Here is a 21492-nt window from a genome sequence, read left to right on the forward strand (position 1 = left end):
TGGGATCAGTTGAACCCACTGGTAGAGATGAAATCGACGTCAGTCTTGGGTTCGGCCCGCATCAACAGCTCGATGACCTGCTCCAGCGTGCGGCCTTCAAAGAGAATCGCATGCAACCCGGCGACCAGCGGCATGTACACCTGCAACTCCTGCGCTTTGACCTTGAGCACTTTAAGCGTATTGACGCCTTCTGCCACTTCGCCCAGGCGGGTCACGGCTTCATCCAGGCTCAGCCCCTGCCCCAGCGCGAAACCCACCTGATAATTGCGGCTTTTCGGCGACGAGCAGGTCACGATCAGATCCCCTACACCGGCAAGCCCCAGGAAGGTCATCGGATTGGCGCCCTGGCTGACCGCGAAACGGGTCATTTCTGCCAGCGCGCGGGTGATCAGCATGCTTTTGGTGTTCTCGCCCATGCCCAGCGCCACGGCCATGCCGGAAATAATGGCATAGACGTTCTTCAGCGCCCCGCCCAGCTCCACACCAAACCGGTCGGCGCTGGCGTACACGCGGAAGGTGCGACCATGGAGTGCCGCCTGAACCTGTCGGCAAAGGTCCTCGTCCTCACTGGCGACCACCGTGGCCGTCAACGCGTGCTCGGCGATTTCCCGCGCCAGATTCGGCCCTGACAGCACACCGATGCGCGCTTGCGGCGCGATGTCTTCGAGGATCTCGCTCATCAGCTTGAAGGTCTGGGCTTCGATGCCTTTGGTCAGGCTGACCAGCATCTTGCCGCTCAGCAAATCGACATGGGGTGTCAGCACACTGCGCAGCGCGCTGGAGGGCAATGCGACGAAGACCAGTTCGCTGTCGCTCAACGCGCGCTGCAGGTCGGTGACCGGTTCGACCCCTTCGAGCACCTTGATGCCCTTGAGGTAACGCGGGTTCTCGCGGTTGACGCGGATGGCCTCCGCCTGTTCGGGATCACGCATCCACTGCAAGACCCGGTGGCCATTCTCGGCCAGCAGGTTGGCCACGGCTGTCCCGAAGCTGCCACCACCCAGGACTGCGATCGGTTGCTGTTGGGTCATAAAACAATCCATCTAGAGCCATCAGAACTGGCGATGGCTGCATTATACGGAGCGCCGGGCTCGCCACCAGCGGCAAAACACGACAGCGGCACGCCTCTCGCCGTGGCCCTACTCTTCACAAGGAAATTACCTACGGCTCGGTTAAGATGCGCACCTCGGATGAAAATTCCGCAACCCATCCGTTGAGCTATCGTTAGGTCGTTTTCCCGATGAGATTCGATTCCATGGCACACCCGTGCACCTGCACCCCCTGTCTTGCGTGAGCAGTGGCACATGAAGCAACCCATGACAGCCGGTATCAGGCCATGACGTCGCAACGTGGCTGGAACATCAGCACCCGCACGCAAATTCTCAGTCTGGGCCCCGCCCTGCTGTTGACGCTTTTATTGATCAGTTTTTTCACCGTGGTGCGCATTCAGGACTTGCGTCAGGAGCTGAATCACACGGGCCAGTTGATTGCGAACCAACTGGCGCCAGCGTCGGAATATGGCGTGATCGTGGGCAACAACGATGTCCTCGAAAGCCTGATGAAAGCCACGATGAGCACGCCCCACGTACGCTTTCTCGAGGTTCAGGACAACACGGGCAGAGTGCTCGTGCATGTCGAGCAAGCGCCAGACGGGACACGCTCACGGCAGATGGAAATCTTCCAGGCGCCTATCCGTTTGCAACAGGTCAAGCAGGACGGTAATCGCCTGGACGACAGTGACGACATGACCGGCGTGCCCATCGAAGACTATCTAGGGCGCGTTCTGGTGGGCATGTCCAGCGACGCGTTCAACGTGCGCGAGCAGGAAATCCTGTTGAAGGCCGGGATCCTTGCGCTGTTCGCCCTCCTCTTTACCTACATCCTGGCCAGACGCCTGTCCCTCAGCCTGTCTCAACCCATCAGTGCCATGAGCGATGCGGTCAAGGCCATCCAGCACGGTGACTACACCACTCCTTTGCCGGTGGCCGACGACGCCGAACTGGGCGACCTTGCCCGCCATATCAACAATCTGGCGCTTGGGTTGGAGAAAGCCAGTCGCGAACAGAAACAAGCCATGGACGAGTTGATCAGAACCCGCGAGGAAGCGGAGCGTGCCAACAGCGCGAAGTCCGAATTTCTGGCGATGATGAGCCATGAGCTGCGCACGCCGATGAATGGTGTGCTCGGCATGCTGCAGTTGATGGGAACGACGAAGATGACCGAGGAACAGGCTGAATATTCCGCCTTGGCCACCGAGTCCACCGAGCACCTGCTGCGGGTGATCAACGACATCCTCGACTTCTCGCGCTTTGAGCGCGACGCACTGGAACTGGAAAACATTTCGTTCAACCTGGCCGACCTGATTGCCACCTCGGTTCAGGCGTTCGCCCACAATGCACAGCAGCGCGGCCTGGCGCTCGAGCTGGATGTGCAGCCCGGGCTGGATCTGCTGCGCGTCAAAGGCGACCCGACCCGTATCCGCCAGATCCTCGTCAACCTGATCGGCAATGCGCTGAAATTTACCGAGTTCGGCAGCGTGCGGGTCGAAACCGCCTGGCGTCAGAGTGACGCGCAACACATTCTCTTTACCTGCGCGGTGCGCGACAGCGGCATCGGTATTTCTCCGGAACTGCTGGAATCCATGTTCGACGCGTTCCAGCAGGCCGATAACTCCATTTCAAGGCGCTACGGCGGCACCGGGCTGGGCCTGCCGATCGCGCGCAATCTGGCGGAAAGGATGGGCGGATCGCTGTACGCAGAAAGCAGCGAGGGACTGGGCTCGGTGTTCCATCTGGAGATTCCGCTACAACAGGTCCAGCAGGAAGAACCTGTGCCGCCATCGGGCGCTGTCGGCGAAATGCCGCAAGAGCGCGACGGCTGTGTCCTGCTGGTCGAGGACAACCCGGTCAACCGCACCGTGGTCGAAGCCATGTTGCGCAGCCTCGGGCTTCAGGTCAGTGTCGCGGGGGATGGCGCGCAAGCCGTCAGCATGGCCAGCCAGGAAAAATACGCGTTGATCCTGATGGATTGCCGCCTGCCGGTCATGGACGGCTACGAAGCCACGCGCAGAATTCGCCAGCTTCCAGAGCTCGAAACGCTGCCCATCATCGCCCTGACCGCCAACGCCCGGCACGGTGATCGCGAGATCTGCCTGCAGGCAGGTATGAACGATTACCTGGCCAAGCCGTTCAAACGCACTGATTTACAGCAGGTTTTACAGCGTTGGCTGACCTTTAAGGCATCTGCGACTGGCGATAAATGATAAATTGCGGCAGTCTTGTGTGCCGTGATCGAACTGCGCCGACGCGCGGACGGAAAATTTCAGTGCACAGGTGTACTTTCATTTCGCCTGTGCTGTGACTTTCATTACAACGCAATAGTCTATGAGTAGGCTGCCAGCTGAGGAATGACCCGCTGGTCAGATTGGGTAAGCATTGCCACACCCTGCCGCACAGGATTATCGAGGAGCTCGCATGACCAAACAAAACGCCTTTACCCGGGAAGATCTGCTGCGCTGCAGTCGCGGCGAGCTGTTCGGCTCGGGTAACGCGCAACTGCCCGCCCCCAATATGCTGATGATTGATCGCATCACTCATATCAGCGAAGAAGGCGGCAAGTACGGCAAAGGTGAATTGGTCGCCGAACTGGATATCACTCCGGACCTGTGGTTCTTCGCCTGTCACTTTGAAGGTGATCCGGTGATGCCGGGGTGCCTGGGCCTGGACGCCATGTGGCAACTGGTCGGTTTCTTCCTGGGCTGGCAAGGCCTGCCGGGCCGCGGCCGTGCGCTGGGTTCGGGCGAAGTGAAATTCTTTGGTCAGGTGTTGCCGACTGCCAAAAAAGTCACCTACAACATTCAAATCAAGCGCGTCCTCAAAGGCAAACTGAACCTGGCCATCGCCGACGGTTCGGTGACCGTGGACGGTCGCGAAATCTACACCGCCGAAGGCCTCCGCGTCGGCGTCTTCACCTCCACTGACAATTTCTAAGGGTATTCGCATGCGCCGCGTCGTTATCACTGGTCTGGGCATTGTTTCCTGCTTGGGCAATGACAAAGACACCGTTTCCGCCAACCTGCGTGCAAGTCGCCCTGGCATCCGTTTCAATCCGGAATATGCCGAAATGGGTCTGCGCAGCCAGGTATCCGGCTCCATCGACCTCAACCTCGAAGAGCTGATCGATCGCAAGATCTACCGCTTCGTCGGTCACGCTGCGGCCTATGCCTATCTGGCCATGAAAGACGCGGTCGCCGACTCCGGCCTGACCGAAGAGCAGGTCTCCAACCCGCGTACCGGCCTGATCGCCGGTTCCGGTGGCGCGTCGACCCTCAACCAGATGGAAGCGCTGGACATCCTGCGTGAGAAAGGCGTCAAGCGCGTCGGTCCGTACCGCGTGACCCGCACCATGAGCAGCACCGTTTCGGCCTGCCTGGCGACGCCCTTCAAGATCAAGGGCCTGAACTACTCCATCGCTTCTGCCTGCGCCACCAGTGCTCACTGCATCGGCACCGCCATGGAACAGATCCAGATGGGCAAACAGGACATCGTGTTCGCCGGCGGCGGTGAAGAAGAGCACTGGAGCCAGTCGTTCCTGTTCGATGCCATGGGCGCACTGTCGAGCAAGCGTAACGAAACCCCTGAACAGGCTTCGCGTGCTTACGACGCCGACCGCGACGGCTTCGTCATCGCAGGCGGTGGCGGCATGGTCGTGGTTGAAGAACTGGAACACGCTCTGGCACGCGGCGCGAAGATCTACGCCGAACTGGTCGGCTACGGCGCGACGTCCGATGGCTACGACATGGTCGCTCCAAGCGGCGAAGGCGCCATCCGCTGCATGCAGCAGGCGATGTCCACCGTCGACGGCAAGATCGACTACCTGAACACCCACGGCACCTCGACCCCGGTCGGCGACGTTGCGGAAATGAAAGGCGTGCGTGAAGTGTTCGGCGACAATGCTCCGGCCATCAGCTCCACCAAGAGCCTGTCGGGTCACTCGCTGGGCGCCGCAGGCGTTCACGAAGCGATCTACTGCATGCTGATGATGGAAGGCAACTTCATGGCCGGCTCGGCCAACATCGACGAACTGGACCCGGAAGTGGCTGACCTGCCAATCCTGACCAAGACGCGCGAAAACGCCGAGATCAACTTGGTCATGAGCAACAGCTTCGGTTTCGGTGGCACCAACGCCACGCTGGTGATGAAGCGCTGGACCGGCAAGTAATACAGTCTGCCGCAACATGAAAAGGCGCCTCTCGAGGCGCCTTTTTTGTGGGCGTGAATACCTGTGTTAGCTGACTCACTGTCGCTTTTGCAGGAGCGCGCCTGGCGCGCGATGCGCCACACCGAACGACACGATGTGGACTGACACACCGTTTTCGCGGGCAAGCGCGCTCCGGAACGAATGCCGCCTTATGCCTACACCGAAAACGCCGCGACCATGCCATTAAGGTCTGTCGCCAGGCGCGACAGGTCATGACTCGCCGCGCTGGTCTGGTTGGCACCGGCAGAACTCTGCAACGCCAGATCGCGGATGTTGGTGAGGTTACGGTCCACTTCACGCGCGACCTGCGCCTGCTCTTCGGACGCGCTTGCGATGACCGTATTGCGCTCGGTGATCAGCGTGATCGCTGCTGCGATCTCGTCCAGCGCCACGCCCGCCGACTGCGCCAGCTCCAGGGTCGAACGTGCGCGGCTGTTGCTGCCCTGCATGGCCTCGACCGCTTGATCCGTGCCTTGGCGAATATCACTGACCAACTGCTCGATTTCCTGAGTCGACGACTGAGTGCGATGGGCCAGAGCACGCACCTCGTCCGCGACCACGGCAAAGCCGCGGCCTGCCTCGCCCGCACGCGCCGCCTCAATGGCAGCGTTGAGCGCCAACAGGTTGGTCTGCTCGGCCACCGAGCGGATCACGTCCAGCACCTTGGTGATGCCGTACACTTTCTGCGCAAGGACGCCGACCTGATCACCGGTCTGCGTGACGTCCTCAGCCAGGTGGTTGATCGAGGCAACCGTCTCCTTGACCTGCTGACGGCCACGCTCAGCGATACGCTCCGACTCGTCGGAAGCCTGCGAGGTCGCAACCGCGTTGCGCGCCACCTCTTCGACCGCTGCGGTCATCTGGTTGACCGCCGTGGCAGCCTGATCGATTTCCAGGCTCTGTTGGTGCAGACCGCGTGTCGAATCTTCGGTCACCGTGCTCAGCTCCTCCGACGCCGAGGCGAGTTGGCTGGACGAATCGGAAATCCGCAAAATCGTGCGGCGCAAACTGAGCTGCATGGCCTTCAGCGCTTCCAGCAAACGAGCAGGCTCATCGCGTCCCTGAACGACGATATCAGCGGTAAGGTCGCCAGCCGCGATGACCTGGGCGATACCCAGCGCCTGAGCCAGCGGCTGCACAATGCTGCGAGTCAACCCCCACGCGAGCGCCAGCGTAATGAGCGCGGTCAGGACGATCATCCCCATGACCCAGCTCTGGGCACTGCCGAAGACCTGCTGCGCCAGATCAGTGGCTTCACCCGCGCCTTTCTTGTTGATCGCCGTCAGTTCGTTGAGTGCCTGGGTCATCTTGTCGGCGTATTGATTCATTTCGCCGTTGATGACCTGCAAGGCATCGTCCATCTGATTTTGCCGAGACAGCTCCATGACGCGATTTTGCCGCTGAAAGTAAGCCTGTTTGGCGGTGGCAAAACCTTCATACAGTTCACGCTCACGGGGCGATTCAATCAGTGCGACATAGTGCTGATCGGTGGACTGCAACCCGGCTTTTAGCTGATCGATCTTGGCGTAGTTCTCCTGCAGCGCATCAGCGCTGCGGTTGAGCATCAGTCGCAGCGTCAACGTCCTGATCCGCATCAAGTCCTGGCCCATCGTCCCCAGGTCCATGACGCTGGGCAGCCATTTACTCTCCACCAGGTCCGACTGCTTGCGCATGCTGGACATCTGCAGCAGGGCAAACGCCCCCAGACCGAAAACCAGCAGGGCAAGCACACCAAAACCCAGTGCGGCCCGGGGTGCGATATTCATGTTTCTGACGGTCATAGTGGGTCCCTTCCCAAACCCTGCGCTGAAAAAAGAGCAGCCGGTTGTCGCTTTCTGTATCGGCTTACGCTCCCGAAAGCTGTAGGACAATTCACTAACTAGTTCGTAATAATTTATGACCGCCAGCTGTGAGCACAGACGATCCAGACGGCTGCGTTTATGCTTTGTATTCTGTTGCCCTGTTTATCGAGAGCCCTGCCATGCTGACCATCAAACCCCGCGCGGAAGACGTCGAAGGCCAACCGATTCTGCGTCCCTTGCCCTCGGCCCAATGTCGAAGTGTCGGACCGTTCGTGTTCTTCGATCACATGCTGGAAACCACCTATGAGCCGGGGCGTGGCATGGACATCCGCCAGCATCCGCACATCGGCCTGTCGACCCTCACCTACCTCTTTGAAGGCCAGATCCAGCACAAAGACAGCCTCGGCAGCGATCAGCATGTCATGCCGGGCGAAGTGAGCTGGATGACCGCCGGGAGCGCGATCGCGCATATCGAACGTACGCCGCAGGCGCTTCACGACAGTGGGTCGCGGCTGCACGGCCTGCAAGTCTGGCTGGCATCGCCCAAAACCCACGAGCAAGGCATTGGCCATTACAGCCATCATCCGGCGGCGACCTTGCCCGTCAGCGACGCCATGGGTATCAGCATCCGCATGATCGCTGGCAACGGTTTCTGCCTTGAGTCACCGGTTCCGGTCTTGTCGCCGACGCTGTATGCGCAAGTGATGATGCAGACCGCCACCACGCTGCTGATTCCCGCTGAACATGAGCAACGGGCGTTGTACGTGATAGCGGGCGACATGTTGCTGGATGGCGAACCGGTCGAGCCTCGTAGCCTGGTGGTGCTGGACACAGGTGACGAACCGACACTGAGCGCTGAAAGCGAATCCCACGCGGTACTGATTGGCGGCGCGCCACTGGATGGGCCACGCAGAATGAACTGGAATTTCGTTGCCAGCGATCCGGCCTTGATTGATCAGGCAAGGGCGAAATGGGCGGCGGGAGACTGGCCGACAGTGGCCGGGGAAGTGGAGCGGATTGAGTTGCCAGTGAGCAGAAAGTAGCACCACGCAACCAGTCACGCCGGACATACAACCGGTGGATGCCAATTCTTTCGCGAGACGTCGGCACAGCGGCGACCGCTATATCGCCTGGGCCATCGCATCGCGAATGAATTCGCTCCCACAGGATTAATGGTGTGTCAAAAACGTTGCATCAGCCCGCGAACACTTCATCCAGCAGATTGTGCATCGCCGTGAACGCGCGCTTTGAAACTGTCGGGTTGTACATCTGCACGCCAGGGTTGTTGGCATGCGGATCGGTAAACGAATGGAACGCGCCGCCGTAGCTCAGCAGCTGCCAGTCGACGTTGGCGGCATTCATTTCGGCTTCGAACGCTGGCAATTGCTCTTTCGGCACCAGTGGATCGGATGCGCCGTGCAATACCAGGACCTTGCCCTTGATGTTTTTCGCATCGGCCGGGTTGGTGGTATCCAGCGTGCCGTGGAATGACACGGCAGCCTTCAATGGCGCGCCTGTGCGAGCCAGTTCCAGCGCGCAGCAGCCGCCGAAGCAGAAACCGAATGCTGCCAGGCTTGCCTTGTCCACCTTGGCGACGGTCTGCGCGGTCAGTTGATCCAGCGCTGCCGTCATGCGTTTGTTCAGCAAGGCACGGTCATTTTTCATCGGCATCATGGCCGCCGCAGCTTCATCGCCGTTTTTCGGCCGCACGTTCTGGCCGTAGAGGTCAGCCAGCAAGACCACGTACCCCTTATCCGCCACTTCTTTGGCGATCTGCTCGGCGTCTTCGCTGATGCCCATCCAGTTAGGCGCCATCACCAGCCCTGGCGCCGCCTGGGCACCTTCACTGAAGACCAGACGACTTTCGTAGCTCTGCCCGTCAATCTGATACACCACGGACTGCACAGTAACGTTGCTCATTGCCGACTCCTGCTGCTGAGAATGAAGGAATACCAAATGACAAAACCCGCCGGAGCGGGTTTTGACTGCACACAAATGTTAAACCGATAGCTCTACCAACAACTTGTTCAAACGGCGCACGTAAGCGGCCGGATCTTTCAAGCTGTCACCGGCGGCCAGCGCTGCCTGATCGAACAGAATGTGCGACAGCTCGCCGAAACGCTCTTCGCTCTGCTCATTGTCAAGCTTGCCGATCAGCGGGTGCGTCGGGTTGAATTCGAAGATCGGCTTGGAATCCGGAACCTTCTGGCCGCTCGCTTCCAGGATCTGACGCATTTGCAGACCCAAGTCCTGCTCACCGATGGCCAGGATCGCAGGCGAGTCGGTCAGACGGTGCGAGACGCGGACTTCGCTGACAGCGTCACCCAGTGCGGCCTTCAGACGCTCGATCAAACCTTCCTTATCCTTGGCCACTTCTTCCTGGGCTTTCTTGTCCTCTTCAGAATCAAGCTTGCCCAGGTCCAGATCGCCACGTGCCACGTCAACGAAGCCTTTGCCGTCGAAATCGCTCAGGTAGCTCATCAGCCACTCGTCGATACGGTCGGTCAGCAGCAGCACTTCGATGCCTTTCTTGCGGAAGACTTCCAGGTGCGGGCTGTTCTTGACCTGCGCGTAGCTTTCGCCAGTGAGGTAATAGATCTTGTCCTGACCTTCCTTGCCACGGGCCAGGTACTCGGCCAGGGAAACGCTTTGCTCGCCGCTCTCGTCGGAGGTGGACGCGAAACGCAGCAGACCAGCAATCTTTTCCTTGTTGGCGAAGTCTTCGGCCGGGCCTTCTTTCATGACCTGACCGAAGTTTTTCCAGAAGCCTTTGTATTCTTCCGGCTGGTTCTTCGCCAGTTTTTCCAGCATGTCCAGCACGCGCTTGGTCAGCGCGGACTTCATCGAGTCGATGATCGGGTCTTTCTGCAGGATTTCACGCGAGACGTTCAACGACAGGTCGTTGGAGTCGACCACACCCTTGATGAAACGCAGGTACAGCGGCAGGAAAGACTCGGCCTGGTCCATGACGAATACGCGCTGCACGTACAGTTTCAGGCCGCGCGGCGCTTCACGCTGATACAGATCGAACGGGGCACGGGCCGGCACGTACAGCAGCGAATTGTATTCCAGCTTGCCTTCGACCTTGTTATGGCTCCAGGCCAGCGGGTTTTCGAAATCATGGGCAATGTGCTTGTAGAACTCCTGGTATTCCTCATCCTTCACTTCGGTACGAGGACGGGTCCACAGGGCGCTGGCGCGGTTAACGGTTTCCCATTCCTGCACAGGCGCTGGCTCGCCTTCGACAGCGATCTGCTCTTTCGGCAGTTCGATCGGCAAGGCGATGTGGTCGGAGTACTTCTTGATGATGTTGCGCAGGCGGTAGCCGTCAGCGAATTCGTCTTCCGCTTTCTTGAGGTGCAGCACGATGCGCGTACCGCGATCGGCTTTCTCCACGGTCGCGACTTCAAACTCGCCCTCCCCTTTGGAGGACCAGTGGACGCCTTCGCTGGCCGGCAGACCGGCACGACGACTGAACACTTCAACCTGATCGGCGACGATGAACGCGGAGTAGAAACCCACACCGAACTGACCGATCAGGTGCGAGTCTTTCTTCTGATCGCCAGTGAGGTTCTTCATGAAATCGGCCGTGCCGGACTTGGCGATGGTACCCAGGTGGGTAATCACATCTTCGCGGCTCATGCCGATGCCGTTGTCTTCAAGGGTGACGGTCTGAGCGTCCTTGTCGAAGCTCACGCGGATCTTGAGCTCGGCACCGCCTTCCAGCAGCTCGGGCTTGGACAGTGCTTCGAAACGCAGCTTGTCCACCGCGTCGGAAGCGTTGGAAATCAGCTCGCGGAGAAAAATCTCCTTGTTCGAATACAGCGAATGGATCATGAGGTGCAGCAGTTGCTTCACCTCGGTCTGGAAGCCCAGGGTTTCCTTTTGAGTTTCCACACTCATGGTCATCAAACTCCAATCAGTCCATACAAATAGGGGTAGCCGTCCGATGCCCTTCTGACGCTGGACGACGGGTTGTCATCAAGGTGGGGGCTGGGTCGCAGATTTCAAGAGCGCCGGCAACGTGACCGCACATTCTTCATGCGCTCTTTAATGGCCCCCGTTCAGGTCGGGTGCGACGGCGCGAGCAAAATCGTTTAACCCGCATGAATCCGGGTTTCCCGCGTAACGCCAATGAAACAGCTATTTATTTATCGGTGTGCATGATGGAACTAACGGAATAAGCGCGCGCTCGAAGGCTCGTAGATATTCAATAAGGAGAAATACCCCATGCGTAAGACTTTAGCCATTGCCCTCATGCTTTCTGCCACCTTGGGCCTCGCCGCGTGCGACAAAAAATCCGAGGATAAACAGCAAGATGCCAACCAGGCCGCCCAGCAGTCTCAGGAGTCGATGCAAAAGGCTCAAGACAAAGTGAACGACGCCGCCAAAGAAAGTCAGGAAGCCGCCCAGAAGAATGCCGAAGCCGCTCAAGAGCGCGCAAAAGAGGCTAACGAACAGGCGCCTGCACCAACTAAGCAGTAAGTTCCAAAGTTCCTGAAAATAAAGCCCGCATTGCGCGGGCTTTATTTTTTATACCGTCAAGTTCAGCAGCATCGTCATGAAAGGACGCTGCCGCCCTCCCCTCAGGCCAGCGCTTCGCTGCGCCGACCCAGCATGCGATCCACCACGAACGCCACGAACAGCGTGATCAGCGACGGGATCAACCAGGCCAGCCCTTGCTCGCTCAATGGCAAATGCGCCAGTGCATCAGGCAGCACATCCGCAAATCCCGCCCCCTTGACCGCGTCGATCATGCCGAACACGAATGACACCAGCATCACGGGCGCAACGACGCGCCCTTGCGACTGCCAGAAGTCCTTGCAGAAGCTCAATGCGACCAATGCGATGCACGGCGGATAAATCGCGGTCAGCACCGGAATGGAGAACTGGATCAGCTTGGTCAGGCCCAGGTTGGACACCAACAGGGAGAACGCGGCGAGGAGGATCACCAGGGTCTTGTAGGACAGCGGCAGCAGTCGGCTGAAATACTCGGCGCAAGCGCACGTAAGCCCCACTGCCGTGACCAGGCACGCAAGGGAAATCAACACCGCGAGAAAACCGCTGCCCAGCGTCCCAAAGGTATGTTGCACATAGGCGTGCAGCACCGCCGCGCCATTGGTGGCACCTGCAGCGACGGCATGGCTTGCGGCGCCGAGACGGAACAGGCTGATGTAGACCAGCGCAAGGCCCAGCCCGGCAATAAGACCGGCAATGATCGCGTAGCGGGTGATCAGTTTTGGAGACTCCACGCCCCGAGAACGGATGGCATTGACGATGACGATGCCAAACACCAGCGCACCCAGCGTGTCCATGGTCAGGTAACCATTGATGAAGCCTTGGGAGAACGGCGCGGCGACATACGCTGGTTGTGCAACCCCGACATCACCGGCAGGCAGCGCGAAGGCCGCAATGCCCAGGACCGCCAACGCGATGATCTTCAATGGCGCAAGGAAGCGTCCGACGGTGTCGAGCAAGCGGCCGGGATAGAGCGAGATCCAGAAGACCAGCAGGAAATACACGAGGCTGTACAGGAACAGCGCCAGCGGGCTCTCACCGGTGATCGGCGCCAGGCCGACCTCAAAGGACACCGTGGCCGTGCGCGGCGTTGCGAACAACGGCCCCACGGACAAATAGCAGACCGCGGCGAGCACGGTACCGGCGACTTTGCCGATCGGGCTGCTCAGCGCGTCCATGGCCCCGCCTACCTTGGCCAGTGCAACTACGGTCACGACCGGGAGGCCTACCGCCGTTACCAGAAAGCCCAGCGCCGCCATCCACACGTGCGGACCGGCCTGTAGACCAACGATAGGGGGGAAGATGATATTGCCAGCACCTACGAACAACGCGAACGTCATGAAACCAAGCGCCAGGATGTCCTGACCTTTCAACACTTTCATCAAAGAAACCACACTGCTGAATCGGAATTAAGAAGAGGATTTCCCTGAGGGTGAGGGAAATGCTGCCCGTCCTTTTAGAACAGACCCGTCTGCGCGCAGCAGCTCCTTATGGGGGCCGGCCACGCAAAATGGCGCGTAGCCTACCCTATTTCCCGCACCGATACAGGGCGAGGCGACCGATGTATGCACGTAGCTGTCGCATATCGGAAAACTCCTACAGCATTTGGTACGCAGGCAGCCTGGCTGCTTAAGCACGAACGCACAGGTGAATGGGTGAATGGGTGTCTTGCTTACGAGGGAAAACAACGCGGTTTTCCAGGTCTACCGCGTCATCGTTTGTTCGCGGGCAAGCGCGCTCCTACAGAGGGTAACTGCAATCCTGTAGGCGTGAGCGTGCTCGCGATGGGAAACGACAGGCAAACGGGGTTGAGCCCTGAAAACACAAAGGCCACCCGAAGGTGGCCTTTGTCGATCAGACAATGATCAGCAAGCGATGCTTACTTTTTCATTTCCCAACCGGTCAGCTCAGCCAGGGCTTTGCCGATGTCTGCCAGCGAACGCACGGTTTTGACACCCGCGTCTTGCAGTGCAGCGAATTTCTCGTCTGCAGTACCTTTGCCGCCGGAGATGATCGCGCCAGCATGGCCCATGCGCTTGCCCGGAGGAGCAGTCACACCAGCGATGTAGGAAACGACTGGCTTGGTCACGTTTGCCTTGATGTAGGCAGCGGCTTCTTCTTCAGCCGAACCACCGATCTCACCGATCATGACGATCGCTTCGGTCTGTGGGTCGTTCTGGAACAACTTCAGGATGTCGATGAAGTTGGAGCCAGGGATCGGGTCACCACCGATGCCAACGCAGGTGGACTGACCGAAACCGGCGTCAGTGGTCTGCTTCACAGCTTCGTAAGTCAGGGTGCCGGAACGCGACACGATACCGACTTTGCCTGGCAAGTGAATGTGGCCTGGCATGATGCCGATCTTGCACTCGCCCGGAGTGATCACGCCTGGGCAGTTCGGGCCGATCAGGGTGACACCCAGTTCGTCGCACTTGACCTTGGCATCCAGCATGTCGAGGGTAGGAATACCTTCGGTGATGCAGATGATCAGCTTGATGCCGCCGAAAGCAGCTTCCAGGATCGAATCTTTGCAGAAAGGAGCCGGAACGTAGATCACGCTGGCGGTAGCGCCAGTTTGCTCCACTGCTTCACGAACGGTGTTGAACACCGGCAGGTTCAGGTGAGTGGTGCCACCTTTGCCTGGGGTCACGCCGCCAACCATTTTGGTGCCGTAGGCAATGGCTTGTTCGGAGTGGAAAGTACCTTGAGAGCCGGTGAAGCCCTGGCAGATAACTTTGGTGTCTTTATTGATCAGGACGCTCATTATTTGCCCTCCGCAGCTTTGACGACTTGTTGAGCAGCGTCGGTCAAGCTGGTAGCAGCGATGATGTTCAAGCCGCTTTCTGCCAGTACTTTAGCGCCCAGGTCAGCGTTGTTACCTTCAAGGCGAACAACGACCGGGATTTTCACGCCGACTTCTTTCACCGCGCCAATGATGCCTTCGGCAATCATGTCGCAGCGAACGATGCCGCCGAAGATGTTGACCAGTACTGCGGCGACGTTGCTGTCGGACAGGATGATCTTGAAGGCTTCGGTCACGCGCTCTTTGGTAGCGCCACCACCTACGTCGAGGAAGTTGGCTGGCTTGCCGCCGTGCAGGTTGACGATGTCCATGGTACCCATGGCCAGGCCGGCACCGTTGACCATGCAGCCGATGTTGCCTTCCAGTGCCACGTAGTTCAGTTCGAACTTGGCAGCGTGGGCTTCACGTGGGTCATCTTGCGATGGGTCGTGGAAAGCCTTCAGCTTAGGCTGACGGTACATGGCGTTGGCGTCGATGTTGATCTTGGCGTCCAGGCAGTGCAGATCGCCGTCAGACTTGATCACCAGCGGGTTCACTTCCAGCAGGGCCAGGTCGTGGTCCTGGAACAGCTTGGCCAGACCGACGAAGATCTTGGCGAACTGAGTGACCTGCTTGCCTTCCAGACCCAGCTGGAATGCCAGATCGCGACCCTGGAATGGCTGAGCGCCAACCAGTGGATCGATCGTGGCCTTGAGAATCTTCTCAGGAGTTTCGTGAGCGATTTTCTCGATGTCCACGCCACCTTCGGTGGAGGCCATGAACACGATACGACGGCTCGAACGGTCCACTACAGCGCCCAGGTACAGCTCTTTGGCGATGTCAGTGCAGGATTCAACCAGGATCTTGGTGACTGGCTGGCCGTTGGCATCAGTCTGGTAAGTGACCAGACGCTTGCCCAACCACTGTTGGGCGAACGCAGCTGCGTCTTCCTTGCTGCGAACCAGCTTGACGCCGCCCGCTTTACCGCGACCACCTGCGTGAACCTGGGCTTTGACGACCCATTCGGTTCCGCCGATCTTGTCGCACGCTTCTGCTGCTGCTTCCGGGGTGTCTACTGCAAAGCCCTTGGATACTGGCAGGCCGTATTCAGCAAACAGCTGCTTACCCTGATACTCGTGAAGATTCATGCTTATTACCGTCTTCGTTAGGTACTGCGCATTCGGTGCTGCTCGTCTAAGCGTGCCGCACCACCTGTGACCGCTTCTCCCGGAAGGGCCCGGACCTGCACATCAGTGCCGATCGGAACACACCGGGAGTTCGAGTCCAACGGACCTTCCGCGGTAAGCCTTGCGAGCAAGGTCTACGACGGGCGGTCCGTCGTGGTTTTTTTCTTAGCGTTTTTTCTTGTTCTGGATGTGGATGGCGTGGCCATTCACAGCCAAAGCAGCTTCGTGCAGCGCTTCGGACAACGTCGGGTGGGAGAAGACCATCATGCCGATGTCTTCGGCACTGGTGCCGAACTCCATACCGATCGCGCCCTGCTGTACCAGTTCTGCTGCGCCTGGGCCGATGACGTGTACACCCAGTACACGGTCGGTCTTGGCGTCAGCGATGACTTTGACGAAACCGCCAGTGTCGTTCGCCGCCATCGCACGGCCGCTCGCCGCGAACGGGAAGCTGCCGACGTTAACCTCAACGCCTTCGGCCTTCAAGGTCTGCTCGGTTTTACCGACCCATGCGATTTCCGGGTGCGTGTAGATAACCGACGGGATCAGGTCGTAGTTCATCTGGGTTTTGTGGCCCTTGATGCGCTCAACAACCATGATGCCTTCTTCCGACGCTTTGTGTGCCAGCATCAGACCACGGACCACGTCACCGATCGCGTAAACACCAGGAACGCTGGTTTCGCACTGATCGTTGACGAAGATGAAGCCGCGCTCGTCGATATCGACACCGCTGTCGGACGCCAGCAGATCGGTGGTCACCGGACGACGGCCTACTGCAACGATCAAGCGGTCGAACGTGATGTTCTGCTCACCGTCTTTATCGGTGTAGTTGACGATCACTTCGTTGCCGTTGACTTTCGAGCCGGTGACGCGAGCGCCCAGCTTGATGTCCAGACCCTGTTTGGTGAAGGTCTTCTGTGCTTCCTTGGAAACGGCTTCGTCAGCGGCAGGCAGGAACTTCTCCAGCGCTTCCAGAACGGTGACCTTGGAACCCAAGCGCGACCATACCGAACCCAGTTCCAGGCCGATAACGCCCGCACCGATCACACCCAGACGCTCAGGCACTGACTGGAATTCCAGGGCACCAGTAGAGTCGACGATGACGTTCTGATCGACCGGAGCCGGTGGAATGTCGATCGGACGCGAGCCGGAAGCCAGGATGATGTTGTCGGCTTCGATGACTTCGGTGGTGCCGTCAGGCTTGGTCAGCTCGACTTTCTTGCCGGCCAGCAGCTTGCCGTGGCCTTGCAGGGAAGTAACGCCGTTGGCTTTGAACAGGCTGGCAACGCCGCCGGTCAGGCCTTTGACGATCTGCGACTTGCGGCCAACCATGGCCGGGACGTCCATCTGCACGTCGCCGGAGATGGAAATGCCGTGCACGTTGAACTGGTTCTTGGCTTCGTAGAATTTCCACGAGCTGTCCAGCAGCGCCTTGGAAGGAATGCAGCCTACGTTCAGGCAGGTACCGCCGAGAGCGAGCTTGCCCTCTTTATCCTGATACTTCTCGATGCAGGCAGTCTTGAGACCAAGTTGCGCGGCCTTGATGGCGGCAACATAACCGCCAGGGCCTGCGCCAATCACTACCACGTCGAATTTCTGGGACATAAAAAAGAGTTCCTCTTTAGCTGCGAGCTTCAAGCCACAAGCTGCAAGCTGATCCGTGATGCTCTACAGACGAGTTGCAGCCTGTTCATTAGGATGTTGCGACGACCCAAGCACGAGCGCCAGGCTGCATTTTTTGCAGCTTGGCGCTTGTGGCTTGCAGCTGCCTTGAATCAGATATCCAGCAACAGACGAGCTGGATCTTCCAGCAGGTTCTTGATGGTCACCAGGAACGTCACAGCTTCTTTACCGTCGATCAAGCGGTGATCGTAGGACAGCGCCAGATACATCATCGGGCGGATAACAACCTGACCGTTGATCGCCATAGGACGCTGCAGAATGTTGTGCATGCCCAGGATGGCCGCTTGCGGCGGGTTAACGATCGGGGTCGACATCATCGAACCGAAAGTACCACCGTTGGTGATGGTGAAGGTACCGCCAGTCATCTCGTCGATGGACAGTTTGCCATCGCGGGCTTTTTTGCCGAAGGTGGCAATGCCGCCTTCGATTTCGGCCAGGCTCATGTGTTCGGCGTTGCGCAGAACCGGAACCACCAGACCACGGTCGCTGGAGACGGCAACGCCGACGTCAGCATAACCGTGGTAGACGATGTCAGTGCCGTCGATCGACGCGTTGACAGCCGGGAAACGCTTCAGCGCTTCGGTAGCGGCCTTGACGAAGAACGACATGAAGCCCAGGCGTACGCCGTTGTGGGACTTCTCGAACAGGTCCTTGTACTTCGAACGCAGCGCCATGACTTCGGTCATGTCGACTTCGTTGAAGGTTGTCAGCATTGCCATGTTCGACTGTGCTTCGACCAGACGCTTGGCAACGGTGGCACGTACACGTGTCATCGGTACACGCTTCTCGGTGCGGTCGCCAGCGGCGAACACAGGCGCAGCAGGTGCAGCGGCAGCAGGCTTGGCAGCCGGCGCAGCGGCCGGAGCCGATTTCTTCGCTTCAATGGCAGCAACGACGTCTTCTTTGGTGACGCGACCGTCTTTGCCGGTGCCTTTGATGCTGGCCAGTGCAATGCCATTTTCTTCAGCCAGCTTGCGCGCAGCCGGAGCGCCGATGGCGTCTTCGTCGCCAGCGGCGGCAGGAGCCGGCGCGGCAGCAGCGGCAGGTGCAGCAGCCGGGGCCGCAGCGGCAGCAGGCGCGGCCGAAGCAGTGGCGCCAGCGTCCAGGGTTGCGATCAGTTCGTTGGACAGGACGGTGTCGCCCTCGCCTTTCACGATCGACGCCAGTACGCCGTCAGCTTCAGCCAGTACCTCGAGAACCACCTTGTCGGTTTCGATGTCGACCAGCAGTTCGTCGCGTTTTACCGCTTCGCCCGGCTGTTTGTGCCACTTGGAAATGGTGCCGTCGGCAACGGATTCCGGGAAAGAGGGGGCTTTGATCTCAATAGCCATTGTCTGTAATTCCTTAATTCGGTTTCTAGTGCGCGAAGGCGTTAAACAGTGAACGCGTCTTTCAGCAGTTTTTCCTGCTGTTCGGCGTGCATCGAAGCGTAACCACAAGCAGGTGCAGCAGACGCATCACGGCCAGCGTACTCGAGGACGAGATTGCGGTTGTGATTGCCGATGCTACGGCGCAAGTGATGCTGGCTGCTGTACCAGGCGCCCTGGTTCATCGGCTCTTCCTGACACCAGACCACATGGGTCAGGTTGGTATAGGACGCAATGGCGTCCATCAGGTCGTCTTCCGGGAACGGGTAGAGCTGCTCGATACGCACGATGGCAATATCTTCGCGGCCTTCGGCACGGCGTTTTTCCAGCAGGTCGTAGTACACCTTGCCGCTGCACATAACCAGGCGGGTCACTTTCGCGGCATCGAGCGTGTCGATTTCCGGAATGACGGTCTGGAACGAGCCTTCGGCCAGATCTTCCAGCGTCGACACTGCCAGTTTGTGACGCAGCAGCGACTTCGGCGTCAGCACGACCAGCGGCTTGCGCAGCGGACGGATCACCTGACGACGCAACAGATGGTAGATCTGTGCCGGAGTGGTCGGCACGCACACCTGAATGTTGTGCTCGGCGCACAGCTGCAGGTAACGCTCAAGACGCGCGGAGGAGTGCTCAGGCCCCTGACCTTCGTAGCCATGTGGCAGCAGCATGGTCAGACCGCACAGACGGCCCCACTTGTGCTCGCCGCTGGTGATGAACTGGTCGATCACGACCTGCGCACCGTTGGCGAAGTCACCGAACTGGGCTTCCCAGATCACCAGCGCATTTGGCGAGGTGGTGGAGTAGCCGTATTCGAACGCCAGAACCGCTTCTTCCGACAGGAACGAGTCGTACAGGTCAAAGCGTGGCTGACCGGCATACAGGTTCTGCAACGGGATGTAAGTGGCTGCGTCTTTCTGGTTATGCAGCACGGCGTGACGGTGCGAGAACGTACCGCGACCGACGTCCTGGCCTGTGATACGCACCGGGTGACCTTCGAACGCCAGTGTGGCGTAGGCCATGGTCTCTGCGTAACCCCAGTTGATCGGCAGACCACCGGCTTGCATCTTCTGACGGTCTTCGTAGATCTTCTGGACCTGACGCTGCACCACGAAACCTTCTGGCAGTTCCATCAGCTTGGCCGACAGTTCCTGCAGGGTCTTGAGGTCGAAACGGGTGTCGTGACGTGCCGTCCAGGCGTGGCCCAGATACGGACGCCAGTCGACGAACAGTTCCTTGTTAGGCTCTTTGACCAGGCTCTTCACAACGTGCATGCCGTTGTCCAGGGCGTTGCGGTACTCGTCCACTTTGGTCTGAGCCGCTTCAGCGCTGAGGATGTTGCCGGTAGCCAGTGCATCAGCGTAAAGCTCACGCGTCGTGCGCTGTTTGGCAATCTGCTGGTACATCAATGGCTGAGTGCCACTTGGCTCGTCGGCTTCGTTGTGACCGCGACGGCGGTAGCAGACCAGGTCAATGACCACGTCACGCTTGAACTGCATGCGGTAATCGATGGCCAGTTGGGTCACGAACAACACCGCTTCAGGGTCATCGCCATTTACATGGAGAATCGGCGCCTGAATCATCTTGGCAACGTCGGTCGCGTACTCGGTAGAGCGCGAGTCTTCCTGGTTGCTGATGGTGAAGCCAACCTGGTTGTTGATCACGATGTGAATCGTGCCGCCGGTCTTGAAGCCGCGGGTCTGCGACATCTGGAAGGTTTCCAGTACCACACCCTGACCTGCGAAGGCAGCGTCACCGTGGATGGAAATCGGCAGGACTTTTTCGCCCGTGGTGTCGTTGCGACGATCCTGACGAGCGCGCACAGAACCCTCGACCACCGGAGAAACGATCTCCAGGTGAGACGGGTTGAAGGCCATCGCCAGGTGGACTTCGCCACCGGTGGTCATGACGTTGGACGAGAAGCCCTGGTGGTATTTCACGTCACCGGAACCCAGCTCGACCTTCTTCTTGCCTTCGAATTCGTCGAACAGCTCGCGCGGATTCTTGCCGAAGGTGTTGACCAGGACGTTCAGGCGACCACGGTGGGCCATGCCGATCACGATTTCCTTGGTGCCGTAGGAACCGGAACGCTGGATCAGTTCGTCCAGCATCGGGATCAGGCTTTCACCACCTTCCAGACCGAAGCGCTTGGTGCCCGGGTATTTGGTACCCAGGTACTTTTCCAGACCCTCGGCCGCGGTGACGCGCTCGAGCAGATGGCTCTGAATGTCGGCGGAGTAAGCTGGACGGCCACGCACGCTTTCGAGGCGCTGCATGAACCAGTTGCGCTGGGTCGAATCCACGATGTGCGTGAACTCGGCGCCGATGGTGCGGCAATATGTCTTCTGCAACGCCTCTACGATTTCGCGTAGGCTCGCCTCCTCCTTGCCGATGAACAGGTCGCCGGCACGGAATGTGGTATCGAGGTCAGCGTTGGTCAAACCGTAATGGTTGATCGACAGGTCAGCTGGCGCAGTACGCTTCCACAGACCCAGAGGATCGAGTTGCGCACCCTGATGGCCGCGCATACGGAATGCCTGGATCAGTCGCAATACTTCAACTTGCTTCTTCTCATGCTCGCTGCTCACGCTACCGGCGGAGACCGGTTGAGCGCGGCGCTGGTTTTTTCCCAGCAACACGAAATGATCGCGAACCGTCGAGTGCGATACATCGGTGGCAGTGCTGTCGTCAGCCGGCAGCGTCTGAAAGTAGGTGCGCCATTCTTCTGGCACAGCGTTAGGGTCGTGCAGGTAGAGCTCATAGAGCTCTTCCACATAGGCAGCGTTACCACCGGAAAGGTGGGCACTGTTCCACATGCGCTGCATCACGCTTTCTTGCATGCTTGGTCACCCTCGGTTAGGGGACACCATCGGCGTCGACACCGTTGCCAACCTGAA

15 protein-coding genes and 1 pseudogene are annotated in these 21492 nt (G+C 59.1%); 5 read left to right on the forward strand and 11 right to left on the reverse strand.

From position 1 onward, the window contains the following. Positions 1–5 precede the first annotated feature (5 nt). Positions 6–1031 carry an NAD(P)H-dependent glycerol-3-phosphate dehydrogenase gene (locus AB4N84_RS28945; RefSeq protein WP_460044397.1) on the reverse strand — a complete coding sequence of 342 codons (1026 nt, stop codon included), beginning with the start codon at positions 1029–1031 and terminating at the stop codon, positions 6–8. A gap of 305 nt (positions 1032–1336) precedes the next feature. Between AB4N84_RS28945 and AB4N84_RS28950 the strand changes: the two genes are divergently transcribed. The 3 genes from AB4N84_RS28950 (at position 1337) to fabB (ending at position 5220) form a co-directional block, all read left to right on the forward strand. Then, positions 1337–3262 (forward strand): response regulator, encoded by a 1926-nt coding sequence (locus AB4N84_RS28950; RefSeq protein WP_460044398.1) that lies wholly within the window; start codon positions 1337–1339, stop codon positions 3260–3262. A gap of 211 nt (positions 3263–3473) precedes the next feature. After that, positions 3474–3989 carry a 3-hydroxyacyl-[acyl-carrier-protein] dehydratase FabA gene (gene fabA / locus AB4N84_RS28955; protein WP_074753400.1) on the forward strand — a complete coding sequence of 172 codons (516 nt, stop codon included), beginning with the start codon at positions 3474–3476 and terminating at the stop codon, positions 3987–3989. 10 nt (positions 3990–3999) lie between these two features. Then, positions 4000–5220 (forward strand): beta-ketoacyl-ACP synthase I, encoded by a 1221-nt coding sequence (fabB, locus tag AB4N84_RS28960; RefSeq protein ID WP_074753401.1) that lies wholly within the window; start codon positions 4000–4002, stop codon positions 5218–5220. A 194-nt stretch (positions 5221–5414) separates the two neighbouring features. On the opposite strand, the gene AB4N84_RS28965 is transcribed toward fabB, so the two are convergent. Further along, positions 5415–6278 carry a methyl-accepting chemotaxis protein gene (locus AB4N84_RS28965; protein WP_460047170.1) on the reverse strand — a complete coding sequence of 288 codons (864 nt, stop codon included), beginning with the start codon at positions 6276–6278 and terminating at the stop codon, positions 5415–5417. 42 nt (positions 6279–6320) lie between these two features. Beyond that, a pseudogene (locus AB4N84_RS28970) lies at positions 6321–7040 on the reverse strand (MCP four helix bundle domain-containing protein); the annotation flags it as partial. A gap of 200 nt (positions 7041–7240) precedes the next feature. On the opposite strand from AB4N84_RS28970, the gene AB4N84_RS28975 reads away from it, so the two are divergent. Next, positions 7241–8104: a pirin family protein gene (locus AB4N84_RS28975; protein WP_460044399.1), complete on the forward strand. Its 864-nt coding sequence runs from the start codon at positions 7241–7243 to the stop codon at positions 8102–8104. Positions 8105–8255: 151 nt separating this feature from the next. Here AB4N84_RS28975 and AB4N84_RS28980 read toward each other — a convergent pair whose 3' ends face one another. Further along, positions 8256–8981, reverse strand: coding sequence for a dienelactone hydrolase family protein (locus AB4N84_RS28980; RefSeq protein WP_074753403.1), 726 nt, complete (start codon positions 8979–8981; stop codon positions 8256–8258). A 78-nt stretch (positions 8982–9059) separates the two neighbouring features. Further along, positions 9060–10964 (reverse strand): molecular chaperone HtpG, encoded by a 1905-nt coding sequence (gene htpG / locus AB4N84_RS28985; protein WP_074753498.1) that lies wholly within the window; start codon positions 10962–10964, stop codon positions 9060–9062. A gap of 327 nt (positions 10965–11291) precedes the next feature. Here htpG and AB4N84_RS28990 point away from each other — a divergent pair, with 327 nt between their 5' ends. Next, on the forward strand, positions 11292–11546 hold the full coding sequence (locus AB4N84_RS28990) for a hypothetical protein (RefSeq protein ID WP_460044400.1): 255 nt from the start codon (positions 11292–11294) through the stop codon (positions 11544–11546). A 101-nt stretch (positions 11547–11647) separates the two neighbouring features. Here AB4N84_RS28990 and brnQ read toward each other — a convergent pair whose 3' ends face one another. From brnQ to AB4N84_RS29020, 6 genes are all read right to left on the reverse strand, one after another. Continuing rightward, on the reverse strand, positions 11648–12961 hold the full coding sequence (gene brnQ, locus AB4N84_RS28995; RefSeq protein WP_460044401.1) for a branched-chain amino acid transport system II carrier protein: 1314 nt from the start codon (positions 12959–12961) through the stop codon (positions 11648–11650). Between the two features lie 497 nt (positions 12962–13458). Then, positions 13459–14343, reverse strand: a complete 885-nt coding sequence (sucD, locus tag AB4N84_RS29000; protein WP_074753406.1) for a succinate--CoA ligase subunit alpha — start codon at positions 14341–14343, stop codon at positions 13459–13461. After that, complete coding sequence (gene sucC, locus AB4N84_RS29005) at positions 14343–15509, reverse strand: ADP-forming succinate--CoA ligase subunit beta (protein WP_460044402.1); 1167 nt, start codon at positions 15507–15509, stop codon at positions 14343–14345. Before sucC ends, sucD begins: the two co-directional genes overlap by 1 nt. A 204-nt stretch (positions 15510–15713) precedes the next feature. Further along, positions 15714–17153, reverse strand: a complete 1440-nt coding sequence (gene lpdA / locus AB4N84_RS29010; RefSeq protein WP_460044403.1) for a dihydrolipoyl dehydrogenase — start codon at positions 17151–17153, stop codon at positions 15714–15716. A gap of 170 nt (positions 17154–17323) precedes the next feature. Next, the gene (gene odhB, locus AB4N84_RS29015; protein WP_074753409.1) at positions 17324–18562 is read right to left on the reverse strand and encodes a 2-oxoglutarate dehydrogenase complex dihydrolipoyllysine-residue succinyltransferase; all 1239 of its coding nucleotides are present in this window, start codon (positions 18560–18562) and stop codon (positions 17324–17326) included. A gap of 41 nt (positions 18563–18603) precedes the next feature. Beyond that, positions 18604–21435, reverse strand: coding sequence for a 2-oxoglutarate dehydrogenase E1 component (locus AB4N84_RS29020; RefSeq protein WP_460044404.1), 2832 nt, complete (start codon positions 21433–21435; stop codon positions 18604–18606). Positions 21436–21492: the final 57 nt, after the last annotated feature.

This window comes from Pseudomonas sp. S2_H01, assembly GCF_054668305.1.

Coding starts and splice junctions, on each gene's coding strand:
- fabA (WP_074753400.1), top strand. CDS start 3,474: ATGACCAAACAAAACGCCTTTACCCGGGAAGATCTGCTGCGCTGCAGT.
- odhB (WP_074753409.1), bottom strand. CDS start 18,562: ATGGCTATTGAGATCAAAGCCCCCTCTTTCCCGGAATCCGTTGCCGAC.
- AB4N84_RS29020 (WP_460044404.1), bottom strand. CDS start 21,435: ATGCAAGAAAGCGTGATGCAGCGCATGTGGAACAGTGCCCACCTTTCC.
- AB4N84_RS28945 (WP_460044397.1), bottom strand. CDS start 1,031: ATGACCCAACAGCAACCGATCGCAGTCCTGGGTGGTGGCAGCTTCGGG.
- AB4N84_RS28950 (WP_460044398.1), top strand. CDS start 1,337: ATGACGTCGCAACGTGGCTGGAACATCAGCACCCGCACGCAAATTCTC.
- AB4N84_RS28980 (WP_074753403.1), bottom strand. CDS start 8,981: ATGAGCAACGTTACTGTGCAGTCCGTGGTGTATCAGATTGACGGGCAG.
- AB4N84_RS28990 (WP_460044400.1), top strand. CDS start 11,292: ATGCGTAAGACTTTAGCCATTGCCCTCATGCTTTCTGCCACCTTGGGC.
- AB4N84_RS28965 (WP_460047170.1), bottom strand. CDS start 6,278: ATGCAGCTCAGTTTGCGCCGCACGATTTTGCGGATTTCCGATTCGTCC.
- sucC (WP_460044402.1), bottom strand. CDS start 15,509: ATGAATCTTCACGAGTATCAGGGTAAGCAGCTGTTTGCTGAATACGGC.
- brnQ (WP_460044401.1), bottom strand. CDS start 12,961: ATGAAAGTGTTGAAAGGTCAGGACATCCTGGCGCTTGGTTTCATGACG.
- htpG (WP_074753498.1), bottom strand. CDS start 10,964: ATGAGTGTGGAAACTCAAAAGGAAACCCTGGGCTTCCAGACCGAGGTG.
- fabB (WP_074753401.1), top strand. CDS start 4,000: ATGCGCCGCGTCGTTATCACTGGTCTGGGCATTGTTTCCTGCTTGGGC.
- lpdA (WP_460044403.1), bottom strand. CDS start 17,153: ATGTCCCAGAAATTCGACGTGGTAGTGATTGGCGCAGGCCCTGGCGGT.
- AB4N84_RS28975 (WP_460044399.1), top strand. CDS start 7,241: ATGCTGACCATCAAACCCCGCGCGGAAGACGTCGAAGGCCAACCGATT.
- sucD (WP_074753406.1), bottom strand. CDS start 14,343: ATGAGCGTCCTGATCAATAAAGACACCAAAGTTATCTGCCAGGGCTTC.